Genomic DNA, 24248 nt, shown 5'->3' on the forward strand with positions numbered 1-24248 from the left:
CTTCACGAGAACACCGTCCTGACCGAGCCGAGACCCTCGATGTGCACCTCGAACGCGTCGCCGGGCACGACGTCCACCATCGGGCCGAGCGCGCCGGTGAGCACGATGTCCCCGGCCAGCAGCGGGAAGTCCGTACGGCCCAGCGCGTCGGCCAGCCAGACCGCGGCGTTGAGCGGGTTCCCGAGGCAGGCCGCGCCCGCGCCGGTGGAGACCTCCTCGCCGTGCCGCTTCATGGTCATCCCGGCCAGCCGCAGGTCCAGGCCGCGCAGGCTCGCCGGGGTGTTGCCGAGGACGAACGCGCCGCTGGAGGCGTTGTCGGCGATCGTGTCGACGAGCGTGATGTCCCACCCCGCGATGCGGCTGTCGACGATCTCGATCGCCGGAAGCACGAAGTCGACCGCCCGGATGACGTCGGCGACCGTGAACGGGCCGCCCTCCAGGTCGTCCCCGAGGACCAGCGCGACCTCCGCCTCGACCCTGGGCTGCAGGAAGCGGCCGGTCGGCACCGGCAGGCCGTCGAGGTAGGCCATGTCGGCGAAGAGCATCCCGAAGTCCGGCCGGTCCACGCCGAGCTGGCGCTGGACGGCGGCGGAGGTGAGCCCGACCTTCCTGCCGACCAGCCTGCGGCCCTCGTCCAGCGCCCGCCTGGTGTTGATCTCCTGTACGGCGTAACCGGTCTCGGCGCTCCCGCTCGGCAGCGTGTCGCGCACCGGGGCGCACGGCTTGCCGCTCCTGGCCGCCTCCAGCAGCCGGTCGGCCGCCTCCGCGCGCACGTCGGTGGCCTCGCTCCACTCAGTCATGTCCAGGCTCCAGCTTGATGGTGATCGTGGTGGGCTCGGAGTAGAAGTCCAGCGAGCGCGTACCGCCCTCGCGGCCGATGCCGGACAGCTTCACCCCGCCGAAGGGGGTGCGCAGGTCGCGCAGGTACCAGGTGTTGACCCAGACCAGCCCGGCCTCCAGCGACCTGGCGACCCGATGGGCCCTGCTCAGGTCGGACGTCCAGACGGTCGCCGCCAGGCCGTACTCGCTGTCGTTGGCCAGCCCGACCGCCTCGGCCTCGGTGTCGAAGGGGGCGATGTGGCAGACCGGGCCGAAGATCTCCTCCCGGTTCACCCGGGAGTCGGGCGGCAGGCCGGTCAGCACGGTCGGCTCGACGTAGTAGCCGCCGTCGCGGTCGTCGCCGAAGCGCGGCACCCCGCCCCCGGCGCGGATCTCGGCGCCCTCCCGCTTGGCCAGCTCGTAGTAGGAGAGCACCTTGTCCCGGTGCTCGGCGGAGATCATCGGCATCATCGTGGCGTCCTCGTCCGAGGGGCGGCCGAACCTCAGCTCCCCGGCGCGCGAGGCCAGCCGCGCGGCGAACTCCTCGAAGACCGGCCGCTGCACGTAGAGCCGCTCGGTGCACAGGCAGACCTGGCCGCCGTTGGTGAAGACCGACCGCACGCTCCCCTCGACGGCCGCGTCCAGGTCGGCGTCGGCGAAGACCAGCCCCGCGTTCTTGCCGCCCAGCTCGAACGAGACGGGCTTGACCCGGTCCGCGACCGCCTTCATGATCGTCGATCCGGTACGGCTCTCGCCGGTGAAGGTGACCGCGTCCACGCCGGGGTGCTCCACCAGGAACTGGCCGGTGGAGCCGCCGCCGAAGCCGTTCACGACGTTGAGCACGCCGGGGGGCAGGCCGATCGACGCGGCGATCTCCGCGAGCACCGCGACCGAGCCCGGCGTGTGCTCCGATGGCTTGACCACGACGGTGTTGCCCGCGACGAGCGCGGGACCGAGCTTCCAGGTCGCCAGCAGGAACGGCAGGTTCCACGGCACGATCACCGCGACCACCCCGAGGGGCTTGCGCACGGTGTAGCTCAGCACGTCCATCAGGTGGAACGCGTCCTCGGGGTGCTGGGCCGCGATCTCGGCGAACGACCGGAAGTTCGCGGCCCCGCGCGGGATGTCCAGGGTGCGGGTCTGGGTGACCGACTTCCCGGTGTCGGCGATCTCCGCCGCGACCAGGTCCTCGAACCGCTCCTCGATCGCGTCCGCGAGGCGGCGCGTCCAGGCGGCGCGCTCCGCCACCGGCAGCGCCGCCCACCCGGGCAGCGCCGCGCGGGCGGCGGCCACCGCCCTGCCGACGACGTCCCGGTCCGCCTCGCGGACCTCGCGCACCGGCAGCCCGGTCACCGGGTCGTGGGTGGTGAACGTCGCGCCCTCGGCGACCGGCACCCCACCGATGAAGTGGTTCACCTGGTCAGACAAGACTGCTCCTCGGGGACGTACTCGTTGAGGTCACTACGTACGGGTATAGAGCCGTAAGTGGCTCGTAGGCAAGAATGCGTTCCGTGAAACGGAACCCCGACCGGCTGTCCGTGCTGGAGAAATCCTGGCTCGTACTCGACGCGTTCCGTCCCACGGGAGGACCGCTGCGCCTGGCCGACGTCGCCGAGCGCTGCCACCTGCCCAAGACCACCGCCTTCCGGCTGCTCACCGGGCTGACCTCGATCGGCGCGGTCACCCGCCGCCCGGACGGCTACTATCTCGGCCGCCGCCTCTTCGAGCTCGGGAGCATCGTGCCCCTGGAGCGCGACCTGAGACACGCGGCGCTGCCCTTCATGCACGACCTTTACGAGGCGACCCACGAGACCGTCCACCTGGGCGTGCGCGACGGCCTCGACGTCGTCTACGTCGAGAAGATCCGGGGCCAGGAGGCCTTCGCGCTGCCCTCGCGCGTCGGCGGGCGCCTCCCGCTGACCTGCACCGGGATCGGCAAGGCCCTGCTGGCCTACTCCGGGCCCGACCTGATCGACGAGGTCCTCGGCCGCCCGCTGCGCCGGTTGACCCCGCACTCGATCGTCGACCCCCGCCGCCTGGAGGAGGCCTTGGGCCAGATCCAGGCGGCGGGGCTGGCCTACGAGCGGGAGGAGGCCCAGCTGGGCGGCGCGTGCATCGCGGCCCCGGTGTTCGGCGACGGCGTGGCCGTGGCCGCGCTGTCCGTCTCGGTGCCGCTGGCCCGCTTCCAGCCCACCCGGCTCGCCCCGGCCGTCAAGGCCGCCGCGCTGGGGATCTCCCGCGCCCTGGCCAGGACCATCTGACCGCAGGCCTCACACCCCGCCGCCCCGCCCGCACATCTGTCCGCGTTCGACGGGTATGCGATTCACTGCCCACCCGTCGCCGTACGCCAGACCGTGAACCAGCAGGCCGTGAACCAGCAGGCCGTGAACCAGCAGGCCGTGAACCAGCAGGAGGAACCCGTGGAAGCTCGCACCGAGACGGTCACCGTCGCCGACGGCTCGTTCGACCTGCACCTGTGGCTGCCCCCGGCCGGCCGGGGACCGGTCATCCTGCTGATCCAGGAGATCTACGGGGTGGGGCCGTACATCAGGAAGGTGGCCGAGGACCTGGCCGCGCTCGGGTACGTCGTCGGCGCCCCCGACCTGTTCTGGCGGCTCCGGCCCAACTGGGTCTCCGGCCACGACGAGGCCGGGACGTCCTCGTCGATCGAGATGGTCTCCTCGTTCGACGTCCCCCACGGGGTGGCCGACTCGGCCGTGGCCCTGGCGCACCTGCGGGGGCTGCCCGAGGCGGAGGGCGGGGCCGGGGTGGTCGGGTTCTGCCTGGGCGGCTCGATCGGCTACCTGCTCGCGGCCACGGTCGAGGTGGACGCGGTCCTGTCGTTCTACGGGTCGGCCGTCCCCGACGCGGCGGGCATGCTGGAGAAGATCACCTGCCCGCTGCTGCTCGTGTTCGGCGGCTCCGACCCCTACATCCCGCGAGAGCGGGTCTCCGTGGTCGAGAAGGCCGCGGCCGGGCGGCCGAACGTGGAGGTGTACGTCGCCGAGGAGGCCGGGCACGCCTTCCACAACCACGAGGCCCCGCAGTTCCACGACCCGGAGGCCGCCAGGACCGCCTGGGACCGGGCCGTGCACTTCCTCGGGCGCACCCTCGCCCCGGCCTCACTCCCCTGACCTTCCGCGTACGGCGAGGGCCCTGACCTTCCGCGTGCGGCGAGGGGCGGGGGCGGCCCTTGCTCGAAGGTCACCTTCTCGTAACCTGGGAGGCCGTCCGGCGGGGCCGCGCGCACCCCATCATTGCCTCATGCACCAGGCGTGGCAGCAGTGGGGGAACATCGTTCTGGTGGCCTTCCTGGCGACCCCTTTGGTCGTCGTGGCCGTCCGCCTGCTGGCCCTCCGCCGCGCCCGCGCCGGCCACCCCTTCCCCTCGCGCACCGCCCTGGCCGACGTGGTCGCGGTGGCCGGGACCGCGCCCTGGATCTGGATGATCCTCACCCCCGGAGCGGGGGTCTCGGGCGTCAGCCTTGTCCCGTTCGCGGACCTGTGGGCGACCCTCCACGGTCCGGGACAGGCCGCGTTCGTGCAGGTCGGGGGGAATCTCCTGGTCTTCGCCGCGCTCGGGGCGATGCTTCCCGTCCGTTCGGCCCGGTTCGCGTCACTCACCCGGATCGCGGCCGTCGCGGCCGGGGCGTCGCTCACCGTGGAGGTCCTGCAGTACGCCCTGGGACTGGGGCGGGTGAGCTCCGTCGACGACGTGATCGTCAACGCGGCGGGGGCCGTGCTGGCCGCGATCGTCACACGCCGGTGGTGGGCCTCCCGAATACCGGCCGGGACCGTTCCACGGTAACGGACCGGAGAAACTCTTTAAGATCGCCACACGGGCACGATCCTCCCAAAAGAAGCACGATACCAACCCCCGTATCTGTGCGATCGTGGACAAGGCGGGGCAAGTTCTCTGGAGACGCCAAACCCGGTTGGTGACAGAGGGTGATCGAACGTGCAGCAGTCCCCGGTACCTCCCGAGCCCCCGATCTATCGGCGCATCGCCGACGGGCTTCGCGAAGCGATCCTGTCCGGTGATCTCCGAGACGGGGATCGGCTTCCGGGCGAGAACGCCCTGATGGCGAGGCACGGCATAGCCCGTGCCACCGCCAGGCAGGCCCTGTCCGTACTAATCAACGAAGGACTGGCCGTCCCCAAACGCGGTTCGGGGGTGTACGTCAGGCAGTTCCGCCCCATCAGGCGGCACGGCTCCCGGCGGCTCTCCCGCGACCAGTGGGGACGCGGCGAGGCCATCTGGGACTCCGACACCAGGGGGCGCCCCTACACCGTGGACGAGGTGGACATCGACCGGGAGACCGCCGAGGACGCCGTGGCCCGGGTGCTGGGCGGCCCCGAGGTGTGGGTCCGCAGGCGGCGCTACTCGGTGGACGAGCGGCCGGTGCAGCTGTCGGTCTCCCACTTCCCCGCCGCCCTGGTGGAGGGGACCGCGATCACGAGGGAGGACACGGGACCGGGGGGCGTGTACGCGCGCCTCGGCGAACTCGGCCACGCCCCGGTGCACTTCACCGAGGAGATACGGGCCCGCATGCCCCATCCCCACGAGACCGTCCAGCTCGACCTGCCCGCGGGCACCCCGGTCATCGTGATCGCCCGGGTCGCCCGCACCACCGACGGCGTCGCCGTCGAGGTCAACGAGATGGTCCTCGACGCCGCCTCTTACGTACTTCAGTACGACTTCGACTCATAGATCAAGGCCATCCGTCAACCGATAGGTTGACCTGTCCCCCGCGATCATTGATTTCTCTAGAGAAGTGCCTCACCGTCAGAGGTGGAACGTCGCAAAGGCGGGCCTGGGCGCGGGGAAGGTGCACAGATGTCTTTCGACCGACATCTCGCTGAGATCGCCCGGGAGTTCCCCGACTGGACGATCTGGCGGAGCGACGCGGGCAGGTGGTGGGCCACCCGCCACCACCCGCTGACCCCCGCCCAGCGTGATGTCGGCTGCGCGATGACCATCGACGCGGACGATCCGGAAGGGCTGCGCGAGCAGCTCCTCGACCAACGGGAACGTTCCGGCGACACGGAGCCGAGAACGGACCCCTGAAGACCGCCCGGTGCCGGGATGAGCCGATCCGACGCGGTCCCGGCGCCGGGCCCCCAATCGCGGAAGCCCCCGACCCGATCGGGGGCGGGGGCTTCCGCTTGATCTCCGGAACGCCCGGGCCACACGAATCTGCCCGGCGTCGTCCGCAAGGCGCTTCGCGCGGCACCGACCACACGTGACATCCCCACGACCGCCGGGCCTCGCCGGGCCTCCGCGAGGACTCACCACGCGGCGTCTCCACGTCTTCACGTCTCCACGACCGCACGGCCTTCGCAAGAGCCCACCGCGCGGCGTCTCCACGTCTTCACGTCTCCACGACCGCACGGCCTTCGCGAGGGCTTATGCGCTGCGCGCCCACGTCTCCAGGGCCGCGCGGGCCCGCTCCACCGTCTCCGGGACGGTGGCTCCTGCTTTCGCAGTCTCCTGTCTCCGGGATTTCCCGCTCCCGAAGTCTCTTACTTCCTCGTCTCCTACTTCCTCGGGGAGGCGTACTTCTTCTCGTCCTTGCCGGCCTTCCCCGCGGCCGAGCCAAGGTCGGTGTCCGTGTCAGTGTCAGTGTCGGTGTCGGTGTCGTCGTACACCTCGACCCGCGCCTCGCCGGAACGGTCGTCGCCCCTCGCGGGGGTGTCGTCCTCCACGATCACGCGTACGGACTCCAGGTCGGACGAGCCGTCGAACCCGGGGTCCCGCACGACCTCGGGCGCGTCCTCGGACCCGGCGCGCCGGGCGGGCCCGGCCTGTCCGGAAGGCTTCTCCGCGCCCTCGGGCGCGGCGATCTCGGAGGCGGTGGCGTCCGCCGCGCCGGGAGCGCCCTGGACGTCGTCGGAGTCCTCGGCGGAAGCGGGACCGGAGCCCGACTCGGGACCGGGACCGGGGACGGGGACGGGGGCGGTGACGGCGGGGTCGGGAGCGGCCAGCGCGGGCTGGACGCGGGCCGGGGGCAGCACGGCGCTCTCGTCGATCAGGGGCCCGGCCGCGCCCTCGCGGTGGAGCAGGTCTCCCAGGACGGCGCCCATCTCGTGCAGGCGGCGCATGACCTCGTGGTGGGTGTCGGTGAGGTAGACGACCCGGCGGCCGGTGGTCTCGTCCAGGGCGGCGGCGCGCCGCTGGGCCGTCGACAGCGTGGAGTGCGCGTCGGTGTTGGCGGCGAGGACGGTCGCCTCCGCCTCGGCGCGGGCGGCGCTCAGCGTGGAGTCGGCCTCGGCGCGGCCCTCCTGGACCGTCCGCTCGGCCTCGTTCCGCGCCGAGGTGACCATCCGGTCGGCCTCGGTGCGGGCACCGCGCAGGGTCTCCTCGGACTCGGCGCGGGCCGCGTTGAGCGTCTCCTCGGCGTCGTTGCCGGCCTGGGAGAGCATCTGCTCGGCGGCGGCGGTGGCCTCGGCGACCCGGCGCTCGGCCTCCTGCTGCGCGGCGTTCAGGATGCCCTCGGCCCGATCCCGCGCGGAGGTGATCAGCCGCTCGGCCTCCGCGACCGCGTCGTCACGAAGCTTGATCGCCTCCGCCTCGGCGACCTGCTTCTTGGAGGTGGCCTCCTCCTCGCCCAGTTTCAGGATCTGGCTGAGCCTCTGGCCGAGCTCGTCGTAGTCCTGCGGGGCGTCCGAGAGCCTCCTGCGGGCCTCGGCCAGCTCGATCCGGCCCTGCTCGGCCTGGTCGATCGCGCGCCCGAGCCGCTCCTCCAGGTCGCGGATCTGGTGGCGGTGGCGGTCCATGTAGTCGTGAACCTGACGACGGCTGTAGCCGCGCATGACGACCTCGAACGAGTCCTCATGCATCAGGTCGGGAAAGCTCTCGTGCTGGTTTGTCATGGCACTGCCCGTGGAGGTCGTGTGGCGGGAAAGGAGACGTCAGGAGACGACTTTCCTGCTTACTGCCCAAGTCCGCAACCTGAACGCCCGACCTGCTTACCGAAATACCGGACAGATCGCCCCCTCATAACATCGTCCTCATGAACGCCACGCCTTACATCGCCGCCCTCGACGGCGACGCGATCCCGCGGATCCATCCGGACGCCTACATCGCCCCCGGAGCGGTGGTCGTCGGGAGGGTACGGCTGGGCCGTGCCGCGAACGTCTGGTACGGCTCGGTCCTGCGCGGCGAGGACGAGGTCGTCGAGGTCGGGGAGGAGTGCAACATCCAGGACCTGTGCTGCCTGCACGCCGACCCGGGCGAGCCGGCCGTGCTGGAGCCCCGGGTGAGCCTCGGGCACAAGGCCATGGTGCACGGGGCCCACGTGGAGACCGGCGCGCTCGTGGGCATCGGCGCGATCGTGCTCGGCGGCGCCAGGATCGGCGCGGGATCGCTGGTAGCGGCGGGCGCCCTGGTGGGCCCGGGGAAGCGGATCCCGGCGGGGGTGCTCGTCGCGGGTGTCCCCGGGAAGATCGTTCGCGAGCTCACCGACGACGACCGCGCCTCGTTCGCCCGTACACCGGCCGGCTACATCGCCAAGGCGGCCCGCCACCGCGCCGCGACCGCCCTCCCCCACCCCGGATGACCCGAGCATCCCGGACCACCTGAACAACTCGGACCACCTGAACAACCCGGGCCACCCAGATGACCCGGGCATCCCGAACAATCCGCACCACCGGGCATCCGAAGATCCACATGCCCCGGACGCTCGGGTTACCCGGGCGCTGCGGGGTCTCCCGGCCCCGGGCCGCGCCACACGCCCTCCGACGCGGCGATGGGCGGGGCCTTACGATCGTGCCAGGCCCCGTCGGGGGAAAGGGGCCTGGCACGACCTTGACCGAAGGGAGGCAGGGGCATCCCGCCCGTGGCGCAGGCCAGGGGCCCTCGCCCCGGAATGCCGATGACCGGCATGTGGCAGTGGGACGGGTTCGACGCCATCGAGAACGACGTACGGACCATGGTCGCCGACCACCGGTGGGTGGCGCTGCCGCCGCTCGCACGGGCCCAGGCCATCGCGCGGCGCACGCTGGCCACCCCGGACGGCGGGCGCTGGCTGTTCGGCGCCCACGCCCGGTGGTACCGCCAGGACCCCGCCGACGGCCGCTGGTACCTGACCGCTCCCCCCGCCGACCGGAGCCTCCGCGCCGCGGCGCACGTGACCAACGTCACCTCGGTGATCACGCAGCACCTGGTGCCGACCGGCGCCGACCTCGTCGCCGACCGGGGGTCGATCCAGGGGTTCGTCGGCCCCGACGTGCCGTACAAGATCACCGAGCGGGTCCGCGACCTGGTGGTCGCCCAGCGCGGCAGGCGCAGTGAGGACTTTCCGATCACCGGGCCGTTCGCGGGGCTCTTCGCCAGGGAGGTGGCCAGCCCCGTCGCCGCGATCTGGGGCACGCTCATGTGGTGCGCCTACGCCCCCGCCTTCGACGGCAACGAGGTGCTGCTGTCGATGTTCGGGGAGTTCCTGGCCCGCCCGCTGCCCGGTGACGAGTGGGTCCGCTGGCTGCCGCCCACCTCGCTGGACGACCTGGCCGCGCTGTACGGCGAGCGGGTCAGGGCCGGGCACCCGGAGGCCGGCCTGCGACTGGTCGCGCTGATGGCCGACACCGCCGCCGTGGTGCGCGAGGACCCGAGGTTCCGGCCGAGGGCCGACGCCCTGCTGTCCATGGTCGAGCCGCTGCTGCGCCGGGCCTGCCGGGATCCCGAGGTGGCCCGCCAGGGGGACGAGGCCGTACGGCACGCGTGGCTCTCGCGCTGCCCGCCCCACCTGACGCTGCCCGACACCTCGCCCGGCGAGTACTTCCAGCACGCGCTCTACGACCTGGTCCAGGCGTTGGGCTTCCTGGCCCCGATGGGCGCCGATCCCAGGGCGGTGGCCGCCTCGCTGCTCGCCGCCGACCTGTCGGGCCTCTCGCCCAGGGCGGCCGACCGTCTCTACCCGTGGCTGGACCCCGAGCTGCGGCACATCCTCCACGTGGTGCTCACCGACTCCTCGCACCCGCTGCGGGGGTGCTGGCCGCGCTCGGGGGAGCTGCCCTCGGCGCTCCACCCGCCGGACCGGGCCACGGCGGCGGCCCTGCTCGGCGCCGCCTACGCCACCGGGCTCGCGTGGTGCCGCCTCACGGGAACCGAGGTGCCGGAGCGCGGGTTCGCGACGGCCTCCGCGGTCGTGCACCGGCTGACGCACGAGCGCGACGACCCCGTCCCAGGAGTGTCGGGAACCCACCCCCGTCACTCCTGACACATGCCGGTATGCCTAAACCACAAATACAGTTATTTCATCCTTACTCTCCCTATATCCTTCTACCTCCCTATGCATCAGACAATTAGCTGAATTGTGATCTCCTAAACGGGAAATGATCCTCCTTGAGGATGTGCCGGGCGGGGCGAGGAATGGTCCCGATGGGCCATGGGCACCGATGACCGCCCGCCGTAACCTCGAAGTGGGTGTGGGCTGCGGAAGGAAGGACGACGCGGTGGGGCACGACGACCTGGACTCTAGGGTCCACGACCGTGTCGCGTTGGACGAGATCGCGCTCTATGCCGAGGTGCTGTCCGCCGTCGCGATCAGCGAACGGCCCCTCACCTTGGTGGAGCTCGACAACGCGCTCGGATTGAGCGCTTCGGCTGTTTGCTGAAGCCTCGGGAAGAACCGTTTCCAAGACCTGGTCCCGGACCCTCCAGCGGGGTCCGGGACGTGGTCGGAAAAGATAGTCATGTGACTAGTCACGAACGGACGAGACGGGCGATCGCGGCCGACGCCTCTTTGACCTTCGCCTCCGCCTCCGGCCCCCCGGTGTTGATGGCATCGGCGACGCAGTGCCCGATGTGGTCCTCCAGCAGGCCGAGCGCCACCGCCTGGAGCGCCCGCGTGGCCGCCGAGACCTGGGTCAGCACGTCGATGCAGTAGGCATCCTCTTCGACCATCCGCTGCAGGCCCCTGATCTGCCCCTCGATGCGCCGTAACCGGGTCAGATAAGCCTGCTTGTCACCGCTGTACCCATGCATGTCCCAACGGTACCGGTGTCAGGCGCGGCGGGACGTGGCCGCGATCAGTTTCTCCCAGCGGTCGGCCACCGAGGACGCGCCGTGGTCCGCCGCGACCTCCAGGGCTCCCGCGGCCAGCTCCCTGCGCCGCCCCTCGTCGTCGATGAGCGCGAGCAGCGCGGACGCGTACGCCTCGATCCCGTCCTCCCCCTCGGAACCCTCGGGCCCCTCGGGGACCAGCACCCCGTTGCGCCCGTCGGCCACGAACTCGCCCGGCCCCCGGGGAGTGTCGAACGCGACCACCGGCACCCCGCTGGCCATCGCCTCGATCACGGTCATCCCGAGCACCTCCGTCCTGGAGGTCGTCGCCACGATCGACGCCTTGGCGAACTCGCCGGTCATGTCGGAGGTCGTCCCCATGAAGTAGACGTGGTTGTGCAGGTCGAGGTCGCCCACCAGGGCGCGCAGGCGCTTCTCCTCGGGGCCCCCGCCGTACAGGCGCAGCCGCCAGTCGGGGCGCTTGCCCGCGACGACGGCGAACGCGCGGATCAGCCGGTCGTGGGCCTTCACCGGCACCAGGCGCCCTCCCGCGGCGACGATGCGGTTGTCCATCCGCGAGCGCGGCCACGGCCCGGCGGGCAGCGCGTCCGGGATCACGCTGACCGGGACGTTCCCGCCCAGCAGGTGATCCCACTCCTGCCTGCTCGTCTCGGTGGCGGCGGCGACCGCGTCCAGGCGCGGGTAGAACTTCCTGATCGGCCCCGGCACCGGCGGACGCCCCCACTCGCGGGCGATCCGCGTGACGTCGCGCGGAGCGTGCCTGGCCACCTGGACGCTCAGTCCGGGCCGGGTGCTGACGATCACGTCGGCCCGCAGCCCGCGCAGCCGCCGCCACAGGGCGACCTCGGTGCGCATCTGGCCCCTCGGCAGCAGGTATCTGACCCCGGGCCGGGCGTCGACCACCCAGGAGAGCGTCACGCCGGCCGCCACCGGGAAGAACGGTTTCTCCCGGTGGCGGCGGACGCTGACGATCTCGACCTCGTGACGTTCCGCCAGCTCCCCCGCGAGGTTGACGATCGACCGGACGTCGCCGCGCATGCCGTAGACGGAGGGGGTGAGCAGGCAGATCCTCACCCGCCGACCTCGATCCTGAGCTCGTCGTCCGCCGTGTAGCAGGGGCGGATCGGCACGCCGTCGATCTGGGTGGCGGGATAGTGCAGGCGGCGGCGCTTGCCGTCGACGTCGTCCAGCCGGGAGCCCAGCCGGAGCGGCGTGGCCACCCCGCGCACCTCCAGCGAGGGTTCCCAGGTGCCGGTCTGGTCGGGGGCGGCGGCGATCACGTCGCACAGCGAGAGCGCGGCGTGGAAGCGCACACCCTGGACCGTTGCAACGGAGGTGAGCTCCGCGTCGGGCCTGCTGCGGCGCAGCGCGAGCTTCGCCTCGTGCCGCGCCTCGTCGTCGTCGAGGCCTGTGAAGGCGAGCAGCCCGGTGACCTCGAAGCGCCCCTCCCGAAACCAGACGGAACGGACCTCCGCCGCCGGCTGGGCGTCGTCGACCTTCAGGGCGAGGAAGCCGTTGCGGGTCCGGTAGGCGCGATAGGCCAGCGTGCGGCGGCTCAGCGCGTACGCGTCGAGGTGGTCGAGGGAGAATCCGGGATCGACACTGCGCAGCCGCGTGCGTGTCGTGCCCTGTTGCAGGTAAGTGTCCCAGCGTCCGGGACCGAGTTCGAGCGGCGCGAGCGAGACCGCCAGCTCCGCCTCGCGCATCCGTACGTCCGGCGTGCCCAGCGGCACCCGGCTCTCGACCGAGGTGGCCCGGTTTCGCAGGACCAGTTCGGTACCGTCGGCCAGAGGTTCGTCGACGGCCAGCCGAAGTGAGAGAACATCGGCCAGGGTAACCTCGGCATCGCTGACGACGACGGGCATCGTCAAGCCCCCTCCCCGTTGAATGAGCTACGCGACGTTGAGGTTACCGTGATTTTCCCGTTATGTGGAGAAAGGTTTTCGGACCTGACATCCTTTTCCCGGCGACTTGACCATATGTCAGAGGGGACATCGGGAAGATATCCCCTCTGACGGTTACCGACCGGGCGTCAGGACGCCTCGACGGGCTGGCCCTTGATCGACTTGATCAGCAGCTGGGAGACGTCGACGACCTCCAGCGTCTCCTTGGCCTCTCCCGCGTTCTTCTTCTCGTTGATCGAGTCGCCGAGCATGACCAGGCAGAACGGGCAGGCCGTGGAGATGGTGTCGGGCTCGGTGGTCAGCGCCTCGTCCACGCGCTCGGTGTTGATGCGCTTTCCGAGCCGCTCCTCCATCCACATCCGCGCGCCGCCCGCGCCGCAGCAGAAGCCGCGGTCCTTGTGGCGGTGCATCTCCTGGGTCTTCACCCCGGGCACCTTGGCCATGATGTCGCGGGGCTGGGAGTAGACCTTGTTGTGGCGCCCGAGGAAGCACGGGTCGTGGTAGGTGATCTTCTCCTCGATCGGCGTGACCGGGACCAGCTTCCCCTCGTCCACGAGCTTGGCCAGCAGCTGGGTGTGGTGCACCACCTCGTAGGTGCCGCCGAGCTGGGGATACTCGTTGGCGAGGGTGTTGAAGCAGTGCGGGCAGGTCGCGACGATCTTCTTGACCCCGGCCTCGTTCAGGGTCTCGATGTTCTGCTTGGCCAGCATGTCGAAGAGATACTCCATGCCCAGACGGCGGGCCGGGTCGCCGGTGCACGCCTCCATCGGGCCGAGCACCGCGAACTTGACCCCCGCGACGTGCAGCAGCTCCGCGACCGCCTTGGTGGTCTTCTTGGCCCGGTCCTCCAGGGCCCCGGCGCAGCCGACCCAGAAGAGGTACTCGGTGTCCTCGGGCATCGTCTCGTCGATGAGCTGGACCTCGACGGGGTCGACCTCGCGCCCCGCCAGCTCCTCGATCCAGTCGGCCCGCTTCGTCTCGGACATCCCCCACGGGTTGCCCTTGTTCTCCAGGTTCTTGACCATGACGCCGGCCTCGGACGGGAAGTTGGACTCCACCATCGCCTGGTAGCGGCGCATGTCGAGGATGTGGTCGATGTGCTCGATGTCGACCGGGCACTGCTCGACGCAGGCGCCGCAGTTGGTGCAGGACCACAGCACGTCGGGGTGGATGACGCCGTCCTCGCCGACCAGCGGCTTCTCCAGCAGGGCCAGCACGTCCTCGTGGAAGCCCGCGCGCTGCTCCTGGGTGGCCGTCAGGTACGGGGCGACCTTGAAGGCGTGGTCGCGCTGCTCCAGGATCAGCATCTTCGGCGAGAGCGGCTTGTCGGTGTTCCAGGCCGGGCACTGGTCCTGGCAACGCCCGCACTCGGTGCAGGTGTAGAAGTCGAGGAAGCCCTTCCAGGTGGTGTCCTCGATCTTGCCCCGGCCGAGCCGGTCGCCGTCGAGCTCCTCGTCCTCGAAGTCGACGAGCTTGCCGTCGATCCGCATCGGCTGGGCTGGGCCGTTGCCGTCGGGGCGCCGGGAGAAGGCCACGTTCATCGGCGCGGTGAAGATGTGCAGGTGCTTGGAGTTCACCACGATCACGAGGAACACCAGCATGACGCCGATGTGCAGGAGCAATCCGACGTGTTCGAGCACCTCGTTGGCCGAGGGGCCGAGCGGGCGCAGCAGGGCGGCGGTCGCGTCGGAGGCGAACGCCCCCGAGGCGTAGGGCAGGTTGCCGGTGTTGGCCGCCGCGCCGCGGAAGAGGAGCATCGTCCAGATCACGTTGAAGATCATGAAGAGGACGAGCCAGGCACCGCCGAGGTGCGACCCGAAGAATCGGGACCTGCGGCCCAGCTTCTTCGGCGAGTTCTTGATCCTGATGATCGCGAAGGCGAGGAGCCCGAGCAGGGCCGCGACCGCGATGAAGTCCTGCAGGAAGCCCAGCACGGCCCACGTCCCGACGAGCGGGATGTGGAAGTCGGGGGTACCGGTGACGGCCCCCTGGATCAGCGCTCCGTACGCCTCCAGATAGACGGTCGCCAGGATGAAGAACGCCCACATGACGAAGAAGTGCGCGACGCCCGACGCCGTCCACTTCAGCAGCTTGCGCTGCCCGAAGACCTCGACCAGCTGGGCCTTGATCTCGTCACCCAGATGGGTCCTGGCGTACTCGACGCGCTCGGGCGCGGCGGGCCCGACGGTGGCGAGCTTGTACAGGAACAACACGCGGCGCGCGGCAAGCGCGACCGCGACGGCTGTCATGACCAGCCCGATGATCGCTACCCAGAGCACGGGTCCTCCCACAGACGGCGTTGGCTGCCAGCGTACGACCGCCGGTCATCCACGATGACAAGGGGCCTCCACGAATCCTACCGGTGAGTAACTTCCCTTCGCACCGGGACCCGCGGCGACCGTGGTCACCCTATGGTCAACACCGTTCCCAGAACAATGCTCTGTACGCCTCCGGGCGACCCGGATGGGCGGGAAAGGCTATCGGGGCGGGTCGAGATAGCCCTGGACCGCGGGGGTGAGCAGTTTCACCAGATCCTCGATGTCCAGCGAGGCCAGCGGTTCCAGCCTGAGGACGTGACGCACCAGGACCACGCCGAACATCTGCGCGAACGCCGCCTCCATCCGGACCTTGGGGACCTCCAGGGCCTCCGCGACCCGGCCGAGGAGCGCCTGGCCGAGGAACTCGCGGATCGTGGCGACCATCTGCTCGTTGGTCATCGCGGTGCGGACCAGAGCCAGCACCGGCTGGCGCGCCCCCTCGTCCGAGATGATCGTCAGGATGAGCCGGACCAGCCGCTCCCCGACCTCCTCGCGGGGCACCGCCATGACCGCCGAGAGGACGACGTCGGGGGTGATCGGCAGGTCCATCGCCTCGACGAACATCCCCTCCTTGCCGGAGAAGTAGTGATGGACCAGCGCCGGGTCCACCTCCGCCCGGCGGGCGATGCCTCGGATGGTCGCCTTGTCGAACCCCTTCTCCGCGAAGGTCTCGCGCGCCGCCGCGAGGATCTGCCCCCGCGTGTCGGCCGACCCCGGCCTGCGCCCCGGACGCCTCCTGACCTCCGACGACTCGGAGGACTCACTCACGGAGAGCTCGGAGGACCCGGAGAGCTCGGAGGACCCGGAGGACTCGCTCGTGGAAAGCTCGCTCATGCGGGGGTGGAGGCGGCGAGGTGCAGCCGGGCGAAGGCCAGCGCCTCCGCGAGGTCGTCGATCCGCTCGGAGCGGCTGGTGGCCTTGCGCGTGTTGATCTCCAGCACGACCAGCCCGGAGTATCCGTTGCCCGCCATCCGCTCCAGGATCGGCGCGCACGGCTGGGCGCCCCGGCCGGGAACCAGGTGCTCGTCCTTGTTCGGCACCCCCAGGCCGTCGGCCAGGTGCAGGTGGGCGAGCCGGTCGCCGAGCTTGGTGAACATCTCCAGGGCGTCGGACCCGGACACCGCCGTGTGCGACAGGTCCAGCGTGACCTGCGGGAAGTCGTAGTCGACCGGGTTCCAGTCGGGCGAGTAGGGGACGACCTCGTTGCCCCTGGCCTTCAGCGGGAACATGTTCTCCACCGCGAAGACCACATCGGTCTCGTCGCGCATCCTGGCCAGGCCGACCTCGAAGTCGCGCGCGTAGTCGCGCTGCCAGCGGAACGGGGGGTGCACCACGACGGTCCTGGCGCCGACCCGCTCGGCGGCGCGCTGCGCGCGCTGGAGCTTGGCCCACGGGTCCTTGCCCCACACGCGCTGCGTCACCAGCAGGCACGGGGCGTGGATGGCCAGGATCGGCAGCTGGTAGTGGTCCGACAACCGCTCCAGGACGTCGACGTCCTGGCTCACGGGGTCGGCGCCAACCATGATCTCCACGCCGTCGTACCCCAGGCGCGCGGCCAGCTCGAAGGCGTCGGGAGTACGTTCGGGATACACCGACGCGGTGGACAGCGCGATCTTCGCGCTGGATACACGGACGCTCATACCGCTTCCTCGTCTCCGGCTCGGAGCGCACACTCGCGAACACCGCCGGGCCGACCGGCCCACTCGCTCAAGTCGCTCACCTTTGCCAGCCTAAGCGGGTCCGGAGAGCGGTGCTGTCCGCCACCACCGACGCGTCCGAGATCACACCATTACGGTGAGGGCATGCCGAGGTTCTTACGGGGCGCCATCCCCAGCCCCAACATCTGGAACACCCCCCAGACCTACGAGCTGGAGAACCGGGCGGTGGACCCCGAGGGGCGCGCGGAGGCCGCGATGTCGGCCGTCCGCTCGTGGACCGGGGCGACGGTCCTCGACATCGGCTGCGGCACCGGCTACCACCTGCCCGCCCTCGCCGCCACCGCCGGCCGCGTGATCGGCGCGGAACCGCACGAGGACCTCGTCCGGCTGGCCAGGCGCCGCTGCCGCGCCCTGCCGAACGTCGAGATCCACGCCGCCACCGCCCAGGACCTCCCGCTGCCCGGCGCCTCCGTGGACGTGGCCGTCGCCCGCTGGGCCTACTTCTTCGGCCCCGGGTGCGAGCCGGGCCTGGCCGAGCTCTCCCGGGTGATGCGGCGCGGCGGCGCGGCCTTCGTGATCGACATCGACCCCACCCGCGGCGCCTTCGGCCGCTGGTTCGGCCAGTCCATCCCCGCGTACTCGGCCAAATCCGTCGAGAGCTTCTGGAACCGCCAGGGCTGGCGGACGGAGAGGCTCGACCTGCGCATGTCCTTCGAGCGCCGCGCCGACCTGGAGGCGGTGCTCCGCATCGAGTTCACCCCCGCGGTCGCCGAACAGGCCATCGCCGAGACCCCCGGCCTGGAGATCGCCTACCCCAACGTGCTGCGCTGGAAGCTGTTCTGACCCTCCCCCGGACACGCGCGGACCCGGCCGTACGGGAACAACGGGACGGGGCTTGACCTTGACGTTGATGTCAAGGTTTATCGTCGTCCCATGGGGAGGGCCGGATGCGGATCGGTGAGCTGGCGCGGCGGGCGGGTGTCAGCACCCGGGCGCTGCGCTACTACGAGCAGCAGGGCCTGATCACGGCCCGGCGCTCGGCCAACGGCTACCGGGAGTACGGGGAGACGGACCTCAGGCTCGTCTCCGAGATCCGTTCGCTGCTCGCCGTCGGGTTCACCCTGGACGACGCCCGCCCGTTCGTCGACTGCCTGCGGGCCGGACACGACTCCGGGGGGTCGTGCCCGGAGTCCGTGGCCGTCTACCAGCGCAAGCTGGCGGAGATCGACGACGAGATCCGCGCGCTTCTCACCCGGAGGGCGGAGGTGGCGGCACAGCTGACCACGGCCTGCCCAGGATGTGTACTGAGGAAAGTGGGAGAGTCATGATCACATTGACCGCGGAGAACTTCGACGAGCAGGTGCTGCGGAGCGACAAGCCCGTCCTGGTCGACTTCTGGGCCGAGTGGTGCGGGCCGTGCAAGATGATCGCGCCGGTCCTGGCGGAGATCGAGTCCGAGTACGGCGACCGCGTCACGATCGCCAAGCTCAACGCCGACGACTACCCCGAGATCACGGCGAGGTACGGCGTCCTCGGCCTGCCGACGCTCAACCTCTACAAGGGCGGCGAGGTGGTCCAGCAGATCAAGGGCGCCAAGCCCAAGCGCCTGCTCCTCGCCGACCTCGAAGGCCACATCTGACGGCCGCGTCTGACGGCACACCTGAGGGAGCACGCGCCGTCCTCCACCCGGTACGACACCCCGTACCGGGTGAAAGTTGTCGGCCCCTGCCGGTAACGTGCGGCCATGGCGAAGAAGGCTGGTGGCTACCGCTGTGCCGAGTGCGGGTGGCAGACGGCCAAGTGGGTGGGGCGCTGCGGCGAGTGCCAGGCCTGGGGCACGGTCGAGGAGGAGACGGCGGCCGCGGGGGCACGTGTGGCCCCCGCCGCGGCGGTGTCCGCGCCGGCGGTGCCGATCGGCCAGGTCAAGGCCGAGGTGGCGCACGCGCGCGGCACCGGCGTGCCCGAGCTCGACCGGGTCCTCGGCGGCGGCCTGGTCCCCGGGGCCGTCGTGCTGCTCGCCGGTGAGCCCGGCATCGGCAAGTCGACCCTCCTGCTGGAGGCGGCGGCCAAGATCGCCCGCCAGCAGACGGTCCTCTACATCACGGGCGAGGAGTCGGCCGCCCAGGTGCGGATCAGGGCCGACCGGATCGGCGCGATCCAGGACCGCCTCTACCTGGCCGCCGAGACCGACCTGGGCGCGCTGGTCTCGCACGTCGAGAAGGTCCAGCCCGACCTGCTCATCGTCGACTCGGTGCAGACGATCGGCTCCACCCAGGCGACGGGCGTGCCGGGCGGGGTGACCCAGGTCAGGGAGGTCGCGGGAAACCTGGTGCGGCTGGCCAAGGAGCGCGGCATGTCCACCGTGCTGGTCGGCCACGTCACCAAGGAGGGCTCGATCGCCGGTCCCCGGACCCTGGAGCACCTGGTCGACGTCGTGCTCCACTTCGAGGGCGACCGGCACTCCCGCCTCCGCCTGGTCCGCGCGATCAAGAACCGGTACGGCCCGGTCGACGAGGTCGGCTGCTTCGACCTTCACGAGAGCGGCATCGAGGGCATCACCGACGCCAGCGGCCTGTTCGTCTCCCATCGCACCGACCCGGTGCCCGGCACGTGCGTCACGGTCACCCTGGAGGGCACCCGGCCGCTGCCCGCCGAGGTTCAGGCGCTGGTCGCCAGGACCGAGGCCCAGCAGCCGCGCCGCTCATCCTCGGGCCTCGACACCTACCGGGTGACGATGGTCCTGGCCGTGCTGGAGCGGCGGCTCAACGCCAAGCTGGGCGGGTGCGACGTCTTCACCGCCACCGTCGGGGGGATCAAGCTCAGCGACCCGGCGGTCGACCTTGCGGTGATGCTGGCGGTCGCCAGCGCGGCCGGCGACAAGGCGCTGCCCTCCGGCCTGGTGGTGCTCGGCGAGGTGGGCCTGGCCGGGGAGCTGCGCCCGGTGCGCGACGTGCGGCGCCGCCTGTCGGAGGCCGCCCGGCTGGGCTTCACCCGGGCGCTGGTCCCCGCGGGCTCCCTCGACACGGGCAAGAGGCGCAACGGCGACCACTCCCTGGTCCCGGTGGCCGGCCGCGGCGCGCCCTTCGCGCCCGGATTCGACGTCGTCGAGGCGGAGAACGTCTGGGACGCCCTCACCCACGTCACCTGAGCCTCCCGTAACCGTCCACGAACGCCGTACGGGGCGTGGGACCACCCGCGCCGGTGCGGCGCGTCACGGGAGCCGCACGAGACAGGGGTGGCAGCCCCGCGCCGGTGCGGCGCGTCACGGGAGCCGTACGGCGCGTGGCATCCACCGATTCCGGGCCGCGCGGGGTCTTCGCCGGTAAGCTGAGCGTTATACGCAGACCACGGGGGTCATGTGGCAGCAACCTACAAAGGGCTCGACGAACGCCGCCGGGCCGTCCTGGCCGCGGTCGCACCGGGCACCGCTCTGCGCGACGGGCTGGAGCGCATTCTCCGCGGGCACACGGGTGGCCTGATCGTGCTGGGATACGACGGCACGGTCGAGGAGATCTGCAGCGGCGGCTTCGAGCTGGACGTCGAGTTCTCCGCGACGCGGCTGCGCGAGCTGGCCAAGATGGACGGGGCCATCGTGCTCAACTCCGGCGACCTGCGGATCGTGCGCGCGGCCGTTCACCTGATGCCCGATCCCTCGATCCCCACCGACGAGTCCGGCACCCGCCACCGCACCGCCCAGCGCGTGGCCCTGCAGACGTCGCTGCCGGTCATCTCCCTCAGCAAGTCCATGCGGATCATCGCTCTCTACCTCGACGGCATCCGCTACGTGGTGGAGGAGTCGGCGGTCATCCTGTCCAAGTCCAACCAGGCCCTGGCCACGCTGGAGCGCTACAAGCTCCGCCTTGACGAGGTCTCCGGCACGCTCTCGGCCCTGGAGATCGAGGACCTGGTGACGGTCCGCGACATCGCGGTGGTCGCCCAGCGGCTGGAGATGGTCAGGCGCATCTCCGAGGAGATCGCCGGTTACGTCGTCGAGCTCGGCACCGACGGGCGGCTGCTCTCCCTGCAGCTGGACGAGCTCGTGGCCGGCACCGAGAGCGACCGCGAGCTGATCGTGCGCGACTACCTGCCCGTGGCGGGCCGGCGGCCACGCAAGTTCGCCGAGGCGCTGCACGAGCTCGACCAGCTCTCCTCCGCCGAGCTGCTCGACCTCTCGGTCGTCGCCCAGATCCTCGGCCACTCGGGCAACGACGCCCTGGAGACCCCGGTGAGCCCCCGGGGCTACCGCCTGCTGGCCAAGGTCCCGCGCCTGCCGAACACGGTGGTCGACCGCCTCGTCGACCAGTTCGCCAGCCTGCAGAAGCTCCTGGCGGCCAGCATCGGCGAGCTTCAGGAGGTGGGCGGGGTGGGCGAGGCGAGGGCCCGCCACATCCGCGAGGGCCTGTCCCGGCTGGCGGAGTCGTCCATCCTGGAACGCTACGTCTGAGGTCCCCGCCCGTGCGGGGCCCAGGCGCCCGCGACGCCCCGCCCGGCGCGGACCCCTGACTCCCCGCCGGCCGAGAGCCCTCGACGACCACCGGAGACGGACCCGGGGTTCGCCGCCAGGCGAAGGGCCCCTCGACGGCTACCTGAGGTGGAAGACGGCCTTGCGGCTCCTCAGGCCCGGGGCGTGGACCACCGCGACGTAGGTGCCGGGCAGGGCCGCGGCGCGGTCGGCGGCGCAGTCGTCACCGGACCGGCGACGGTCCCACACCAGCTCCTTGACGTACGGGATGCCGCGGTTGAGCTCGCGGACGTTGGCGGCCTCGCCGCTGACGCAGTCGGAGGAGGACCACACGCGGTCGTCACCGGAGGTGATGCGCACCTCCAGGGCGCGCGGTCCCACGTCGGTGGTGCACATCACCTTGCCGACGTTGACGAGGGTGAGGATGAACCGGGGCCGGATGCCGGCCGGGTAGATCGTCCCCTGGCCCTCCATGCTCAGCACGAGCTGCGGGGAGGCGCAGGCCTCGCCGGGCCGCCTGGGCCTGGCGGACGCCTTGACCACCCCCGGCGAGGGGGTCGGGCTCGCGGACGGCGAGGGGACGACCGTCACGGTCGGCAGGACGGCCGCCAGCGGGTCCGGGGTCTCCTGCCGGGCCGCCGTGTTCCTCTCCCTGACGTCGTCCGGCCCGCTCGTCGACGAGCAGGCCCACGCCACGACGGCGACCACCACGAGCACACCGACGAGCGCGGCCATCCGGCGCCGCCAGTAGACGTCGACTCCGATATCGCTACGGAACGTGTCGGGATCCATACGCTCAGTATGGTTAGTCCTCGCGGGCCACAGCAGGCGACCCGCCGCTTCCGGCCTGTTTCGGCCTCCGGGCACGGGGCGGTGACGGGCGAAGGCCGGTGAAGACGGGCCAAGGGCGCCCGAGGCCGCACTATCGTCGAAAGGTGCCCGAGCCGAACCGCTTACTCGAACCCGTCCTCGACTGGTACGCCGGCAACGCCCGCGACCTTCCCTGGCGGACGCCCGGCGCCTCCCCCTGGTCGATCCTGGTCAGCGAGATCATGCTGCAGCAGACCCCGGTGGTCAGGGTGCTGCCGGTCTGGACCGAGTGGATGGAACGCTGGCCCACGCCCGCCTCGCTCGCCCGCGAGTCCCCCGGCGAGGCCGTACGCCACTGGGGCCGCCTCGGCTACCCCCGCCGGGCGCTGAACCTGCACGCGTGCGCCCGCGCGATCACCGAGCGGCACGGTGGCGAGGTTCCCACGGAACACGACGCCCTGCTGGCGCTTCCCGGCGTCGGCGAGTACACCGCCGCCGCGGTCGCCAGCTTCGCCTTCCAGGGCCGCCACGCGGTCCTCGACACCAACGTGCGGCGGGTCCTGGCGCGGGCCGTGAGCGGCCTGGAGTATCCGCCGAAGGCCACCACGCCCGCCGAGCGCAGGCTGGCCGCCACGCTGCTCCCCGACGCCGACCGCGCCCCCGTCTGGGCCGTCGCCGTCATGGAGCTGGGCGCCCTGGTCTGCACCGCCCGCGCCGCCCGCTGCGCCAACTGCCCGATCAGCGACCTGTGCGCCTGGCGCCTGGCGGGCAAACCGGCCTACGACGGCCCGGCGCGCAGGGGCCAGACGTACGCGGGGACGGACCGCCAGTGCCGTGGCCGCCTGCTCGCGGTGCTGCGCCAGGCCCACGGCGCCGTGCCCAAGGAGGCGCTCGACGTGGTCTGGGACGACGCCCCGCAGCGCGAGCGCGCCCTGGACGGCCTGGTGGCGGACGGCCTGGCCGAGGTCCTCGACGACGGCGCCTACCGCCTGCCGGGCTGAACCGGCGGCGCCCACCGCCTAACCGGACTGAACCGGCGGCGCCCATCGCCTGCCGGGCTGAGAGGACGACGTCTGTCGCCTGCCGGACCGAACCGGCGGCGCTCAGCGCCTGCCGGGCTGAACCGGCCGACGGCGCTCACCGCCTCCCCGGCCGCGTCACGCGAACCGGTGGGCGAGAGGGGTCAGGCGGCGAGGCGCAGCCCGAGGGCGGTGAGGCTGGTGCGGGCCCAGTCGAGCTCTTCGGCGATCATGTTGACCAGGGCGCCGGGCCCCCTGGTCCTCAGGGGCACGGCCAGATCGTGGGTCTCCACCTCGATGTGCGCGGTGCCGTTCACCGCGCCGGAGAGCATCGCGGTGAGGGTGTCCTCCAGCACCGGACGGGTGCTGGGCAGCTCCTGGCAGGCGGCGGCCATGTGGTTGTGCACGTGGCCGAGCTTCACGACCGGGGCTCCGGTGTCGGCCAGGCCGCGCAGGGCCGCTCCGGGCTCCTCAGAGCCGCCGGCGAGGTAACAGGCGTCCAGGCAGATCCCGAGATGCTCGGAGTCGATGCCGCCCACCCGGTCGAGGGCCTGCTTGGTGGTCTCCAGCACGCATCCGGGCCACGGCTCGAAGCCGACCCTGATCGTCTTGCCGGTGACGCTGTGCAGCCCGCGCAGCTCGCGGGCGAGGCGCTCCAGCCGCCGCGAGGCGATCGAGTGCAGGTCGGCCGGCCAGTCGCGGCGCCAGCCGATGGGAATGGTGGAGATGCTCCCGAACCGGACGTCCTCCGGGAGCAGGAAGGCCAGGATCTTGGCCAGGGCCATCGTGTAGCGGTAGCGCTCGGGCTTGGCCCAGTCGGGACCGGGAACCTCCTGGTTCCTGCCGCCGGTGCCGTTGAGGCTGACGACCTCCAGGCCGCGCTCCTCAAGGGAGCGGCGCAGGCGCACCAGCTCGATCCGGTCGGCGGTGAGGTGGTCGGCGACGCTCGGGGAGAGCCAGAGGCCGACCCCCATCCGCTCCACTCCGAGGCGCTTGCGCACCGGCACCGCGTACCGCGTCAGGTGCGCGATGAGGTTCTCCAGATCCTCGGCGGGGTGCACGCCCGCGTTGTAGGCCAGGTGAACGAGCGTCCCGTCCTCGTGCCGTAAACGCATGCGTGCCTCCAAGGCGTACTTTCGGTGTAAGCGTCCCCGATGGCCCCGCGCCGGTCGTCGACGGCGTGAGCCGGAGCTCTCCTGTCGGGAGCCCGACCCGGTCCTCCGAAGCATCCCGCG

At 71.5% G+C, this 24248-nt stretch carries 24 protein-coding genes; 13 read left to right on the plus strand and 11 right to left on the minus strand.

What is annotated here, in order from left to right:
- Positions 1 to 2: 2 nt before the first annotated feature.
- Together ACFYWM_RS24755 and ACFYWM_RS24760 are read right to left on the minus strand one after the other, a co-directional pair.
- Positions 3 to 800: a 2-keto-4-pentenoate hydratase gene (locus ACFYWM_RS24755; RefSeq protein WP_389917812.1), complete on the minus strand. Its 798-nt coding sequence runs from the start codon at positions 798 to 800 to the stop codon at positions 3 to 5.
- Complete coding sequence (locus ACFYWM_RS24760) at positions 793 to 2247, minus strand: 2-hydroxymuconic semialdehyde dehydrogenase (protein ID WP_389917813.1); 1455 nt, start codon at positions 2245 to 2247, stop codon at positions 793 to 795. Before ACFYWM_RS24760 ends, ACFYWM_RS24755 begins: the two co-directional genes overlap by 8 nt.
- A gap of 74 nt (positions 2248 to 2321) precedes the next feature.
- On the opposite strand from ACFYWM_RS24760, the gene ACFYWM_RS24765 reads away from it, so the two are divergent.
- From ACFYWM_RS24765 to ACFYWM_RS24785, 5 genes are all read left to right on the plus strand, one after another.
- Positions 2322 to 3080, plus strand: a complete 759-nt coding sequence (locus ACFYWM_RS24765; protein WP_389917814.1) for an IclR family transcriptional regulator — start codon at positions 2322 to 2324, stop codon at positions 3078 to 3080.
- A 93-nt stretch (positions 3081 to 3173) separates the two neighbouring features.
- Complete coding sequence (locus ACFYWM_RS24770) at positions 3174 to 3953, plus strand: dienelactone hydrolase family protein (protein ID WP_389917815.1); 780 nt, start codon at positions 3174 to 3176, stop codon at positions 3951 to 3953.
- 130 nt (positions 3954 to 4083) lie between these two features.
- On the plus strand, positions 4084 to 4626 hold the full coding sequence (locus tag ACFYWM_RS24775) for a VanZ family protein (RefSeq protein ID WP_389917816.1): 543 nt from the start codon (positions 4084 to 4086) through the stop codon (positions 4624 to 4626).
- Positions 4627 to 4776: 150 nt separating this feature from the next.
- Positions 4777 to 5529: a GntR family transcriptional regulator gene (locus ACFYWM_RS24780; protein ID WP_389917817.1), complete on the plus strand. Its 753-nt coding sequence runs from the start codon at positions 4777 to 4779 to the stop codon at positions 5527 to 5529.
- A 126-nt stretch (positions 5530 to 5655) separates the two neighbouring features.
- Positions 5656 to 5886, plus strand: coding sequence for a hypothetical protein (locus ACFYWM_RS24785; protein WP_389917818.1), 231 nt, complete (start codon positions 5656 to 5658; stop codon positions 5884 to 5886).
- 470 nt (positions 5887 to 6356) lie between these two features.
- Here ACFYWM_RS24785 and ACFYWM_RS24790 read toward each other — a convergent pair whose 3' ends face one another.
- On the minus strand, positions 6357 to 7691 hold the full coding sequence (locus tag ACFYWM_RS24790; protein ID WP_389917819.1) for a hypothetical protein: 1335 nt from the start codon (positions 7689 to 7691) through the stop codon (positions 6357 to 6359).
- 140 nt (positions 7692 to 7831) lie between these two features.
- On the opposite strand from ACFYWM_RS24790, the gene ACFYWM_RS24795 reads away from it, so the two are divergent.
- Complete coding sequence (locus ACFYWM_RS24795; protein WP_389917820.1) at positions 7832 to 8377, plus strand: gamma carbonic anhydrase family protein; 546 nt, start codon at positions 7832 to 7834, stop codon at positions 8375 to 8377.
- 315 nt (positions 8378 to 8692) lie between these two features.
- The gene (locus ACFYWM_RS24800) at positions 8693 to 10036 is read left to right on the plus strand and encodes a hypothetical protein (RefSeq protein ID WP_389917821.1); all 1344 of its coding nucleotides are present in this window, start codon (positions 8693 to 8695) and stop codon (positions 10034 to 10036) included.
- A 485-nt stretch (positions 10037 to 10521) separates the two neighbouring features.
- On the opposite strand, the gene ACFYWM_RS24805 is transcribed toward ACFYWM_RS24800, so the two are convergent.
- The 6 genes from ACFYWM_RS24805 to ACFYWM_RS24830 all read right to left on the minus strand — a co-directional run bounded on the left by ACFYWM_RS24805 (position 10522) and on the right by ACFYWM_RS24830 (position 16704).
- Positions 10522 to 10803: a metal-sensitive transcriptional regulator gene (locus tag ACFYWM_RS24805; RefSeq protein ID WP_389917823.1), complete on the minus strand. Its 282-nt coding sequence runs from the start codon at positions 10801 to 10803 to the stop codon at positions 10522 to 10524.
- A gap of 18 nt (positions 10804 to 10821) precedes the next feature.
- A complete protein-coding gene (locus tag ACFYWM_RS24810; protein ID WP_389917825.1) occupies positions 10822 to 11916 on the minus strand; it encodes a glycosyltransferase in 1095 nt (364 codons plus the stop codon).
- Entirely contained in the window at positions 11913 to 12707 is a 795-nt protein-coding gene (locus ACFYWM_RS24815) for a hypothetical protein (protein ID WP_389917904.1), read from the minus strand. Before ACFYWM_RS24815 ends, ACFYWM_RS24810 begins: the two co-directional genes overlap by 4 nt.
- A gap of 167 nt (positions 12708 to 12874) precedes the next feature.
- Positions 12875 to 15025 (minus strand): (Fe-S)-binding protein, encoded by a 2151-nt coding sequence (locus ACFYWM_RS24820; protein ID WP_389917827.1) that lies wholly within the window; start codon positions 15023 to 15025, stop codon positions 12875 to 12877.
- 198 nt (positions 15026 to 15223) lie between these two features.
- Positions 15224 to 15898, minus strand: coding sequence for a TetR family transcriptional regulator (locus ACFYWM_RS24825; RefSeq protein WP_389917829.1), 675 nt, complete (start codon positions 15896 to 15898; stop codon positions 15224 to 15226).
- Positions 15895 to 16704, minus strand: coding sequence for a sugar phosphate isomerase/epimerase family protein (locus tag ACFYWM_RS24830; RefSeq protein ID WP_389917830.1), 810 nt, complete (start codon positions 16702 to 16704; stop codon positions 15895 to 15897). Before ACFYWM_RS24830 ends, ACFYWM_RS24825 begins: the two co-directional genes overlap by 4 nt.
- Before the next feature lie 162 nt (positions 16705 to 16866).
- On the opposite strand from ACFYWM_RS24830, the gene ACFYWM_RS24835 reads away from it, so the two are divergent.
- The 5 genes from ACFYWM_RS24835 (at position 16867) to disA (ending at position 21166) form a co-directional block, all read left to right on the plus strand.
- Positions 16867 to 17565: a class I SAM-dependent methyltransferase gene (locus ACFYWM_RS24835; protein ID WP_389917832.1), complete on the plus strand. Its 699-nt coding sequence runs from the start codon at positions 16867 to 16869 to the stop codon at positions 17563 to 17565.
- 104 nt (positions 17566 to 17669) lie between these two features.
- A complete protein-coding gene (locus tag ACFYWM_RS24840) occupies positions 17670 to 18050 on the plus strand; it encodes a MerR family transcriptional regulator (RefSeq protein ID WP_389917834.1) in 381 nt (126 codons plus the stop codon).
- Positions 18047 to 18361, plus strand: coding sequence for a thioredoxin (gene trxA / locus ACFYWM_RS24845; protein ID WP_362869363.1), 315 nt, complete (start codon positions 18047 to 18049; stop codon positions 18359 to 18361). Before ACFYWM_RS24840 ends, trxA begins: the two co-directional genes overlap by 4 nt.
- 105 nt (positions 18362 to 18466) lie before the next feature.
- On the plus strand, positions 18467 to 19870 hold the full coding sequence (gene radA / locus ACFYWM_RS24850) for a DNA repair protein RadA (RefSeq protein WP_389917836.1): 1404 nt from the start codon (positions 18467 to 18469) through the stop codon (positions 19868 to 19870).
- Positions 19871 to 20080: 210 nt separating this feature from the next.
- Positions 20081 to 21166 (plus strand): DNA integrity scanning diadenylate cyclase DisA, encoded by a 1086-nt coding sequence (disA, locus tag ACFYWM_RS24855; protein ID WP_389917837.1) that lies wholly within the window; start codon positions 20081 to 20083, stop codon positions 21164 to 21166.
- Positions 21167 to 21304: 138 nt separating this feature from the next.
- Here the strand turns inward: disA and ACFYWM_RS24860 are convergent, their stop codons facing one another.
- Complete coding sequence (locus tag ACFYWM_RS24860) at positions 21305 to 21976, minus strand: hypothetical protein (RefSeq protein ID WP_389917839.1); 672 nt, start codon at positions 21974 to 21976, stop codon at positions 21305 to 21307.
- A gap of 98 nt (positions 21977 to 22074) precedes the next feature.
- Here ACFYWM_RS24860 and ACFYWM_RS24865 point away from each other — a divergent pair, with 98 nt between their 5' ends.
- Positions 22075 to 22995 carry an A/G-specific adenine glycosylase gene (locus ACFYWM_RS24865; RefSeq protein WP_389917840.1) on the plus strand — a complete coding sequence of 307 codons (921 nt, stop codon included), beginning with the start codon at positions 22075 to 22077 and terminating at the stop codon, positions 22993 to 22995.
- A 182-nt stretch (positions 22996 to 23177) separates the two neighbouring features.
- On the opposite strand, the gene ACFYWM_RS24870 is transcribed toward ACFYWM_RS24865, so the two are convergent.
- Positions 23178 to 24128: a TIM barrel protein gene (locus ACFYWM_RS24870; RefSeq protein WP_344744010.1), complete on the minus strand. Its 951-nt coding sequence runs from the start codon at positions 24126 to 24128 to the stop codon at positions 23178 to 23180.
- Positions 24129 to 24248 lie beyond the last annotated feature (120 nt).

It is taken from the genome of Streptosporangium sp. NPDC002721 (assembly GCF_042888905.1).
Taxonomy (GTDB): domain Bacteria; phylum Actinomycetota; class Actinomycetes; order Streptosporangiales; family Streptosporangiaceae; genus Streptosporangium.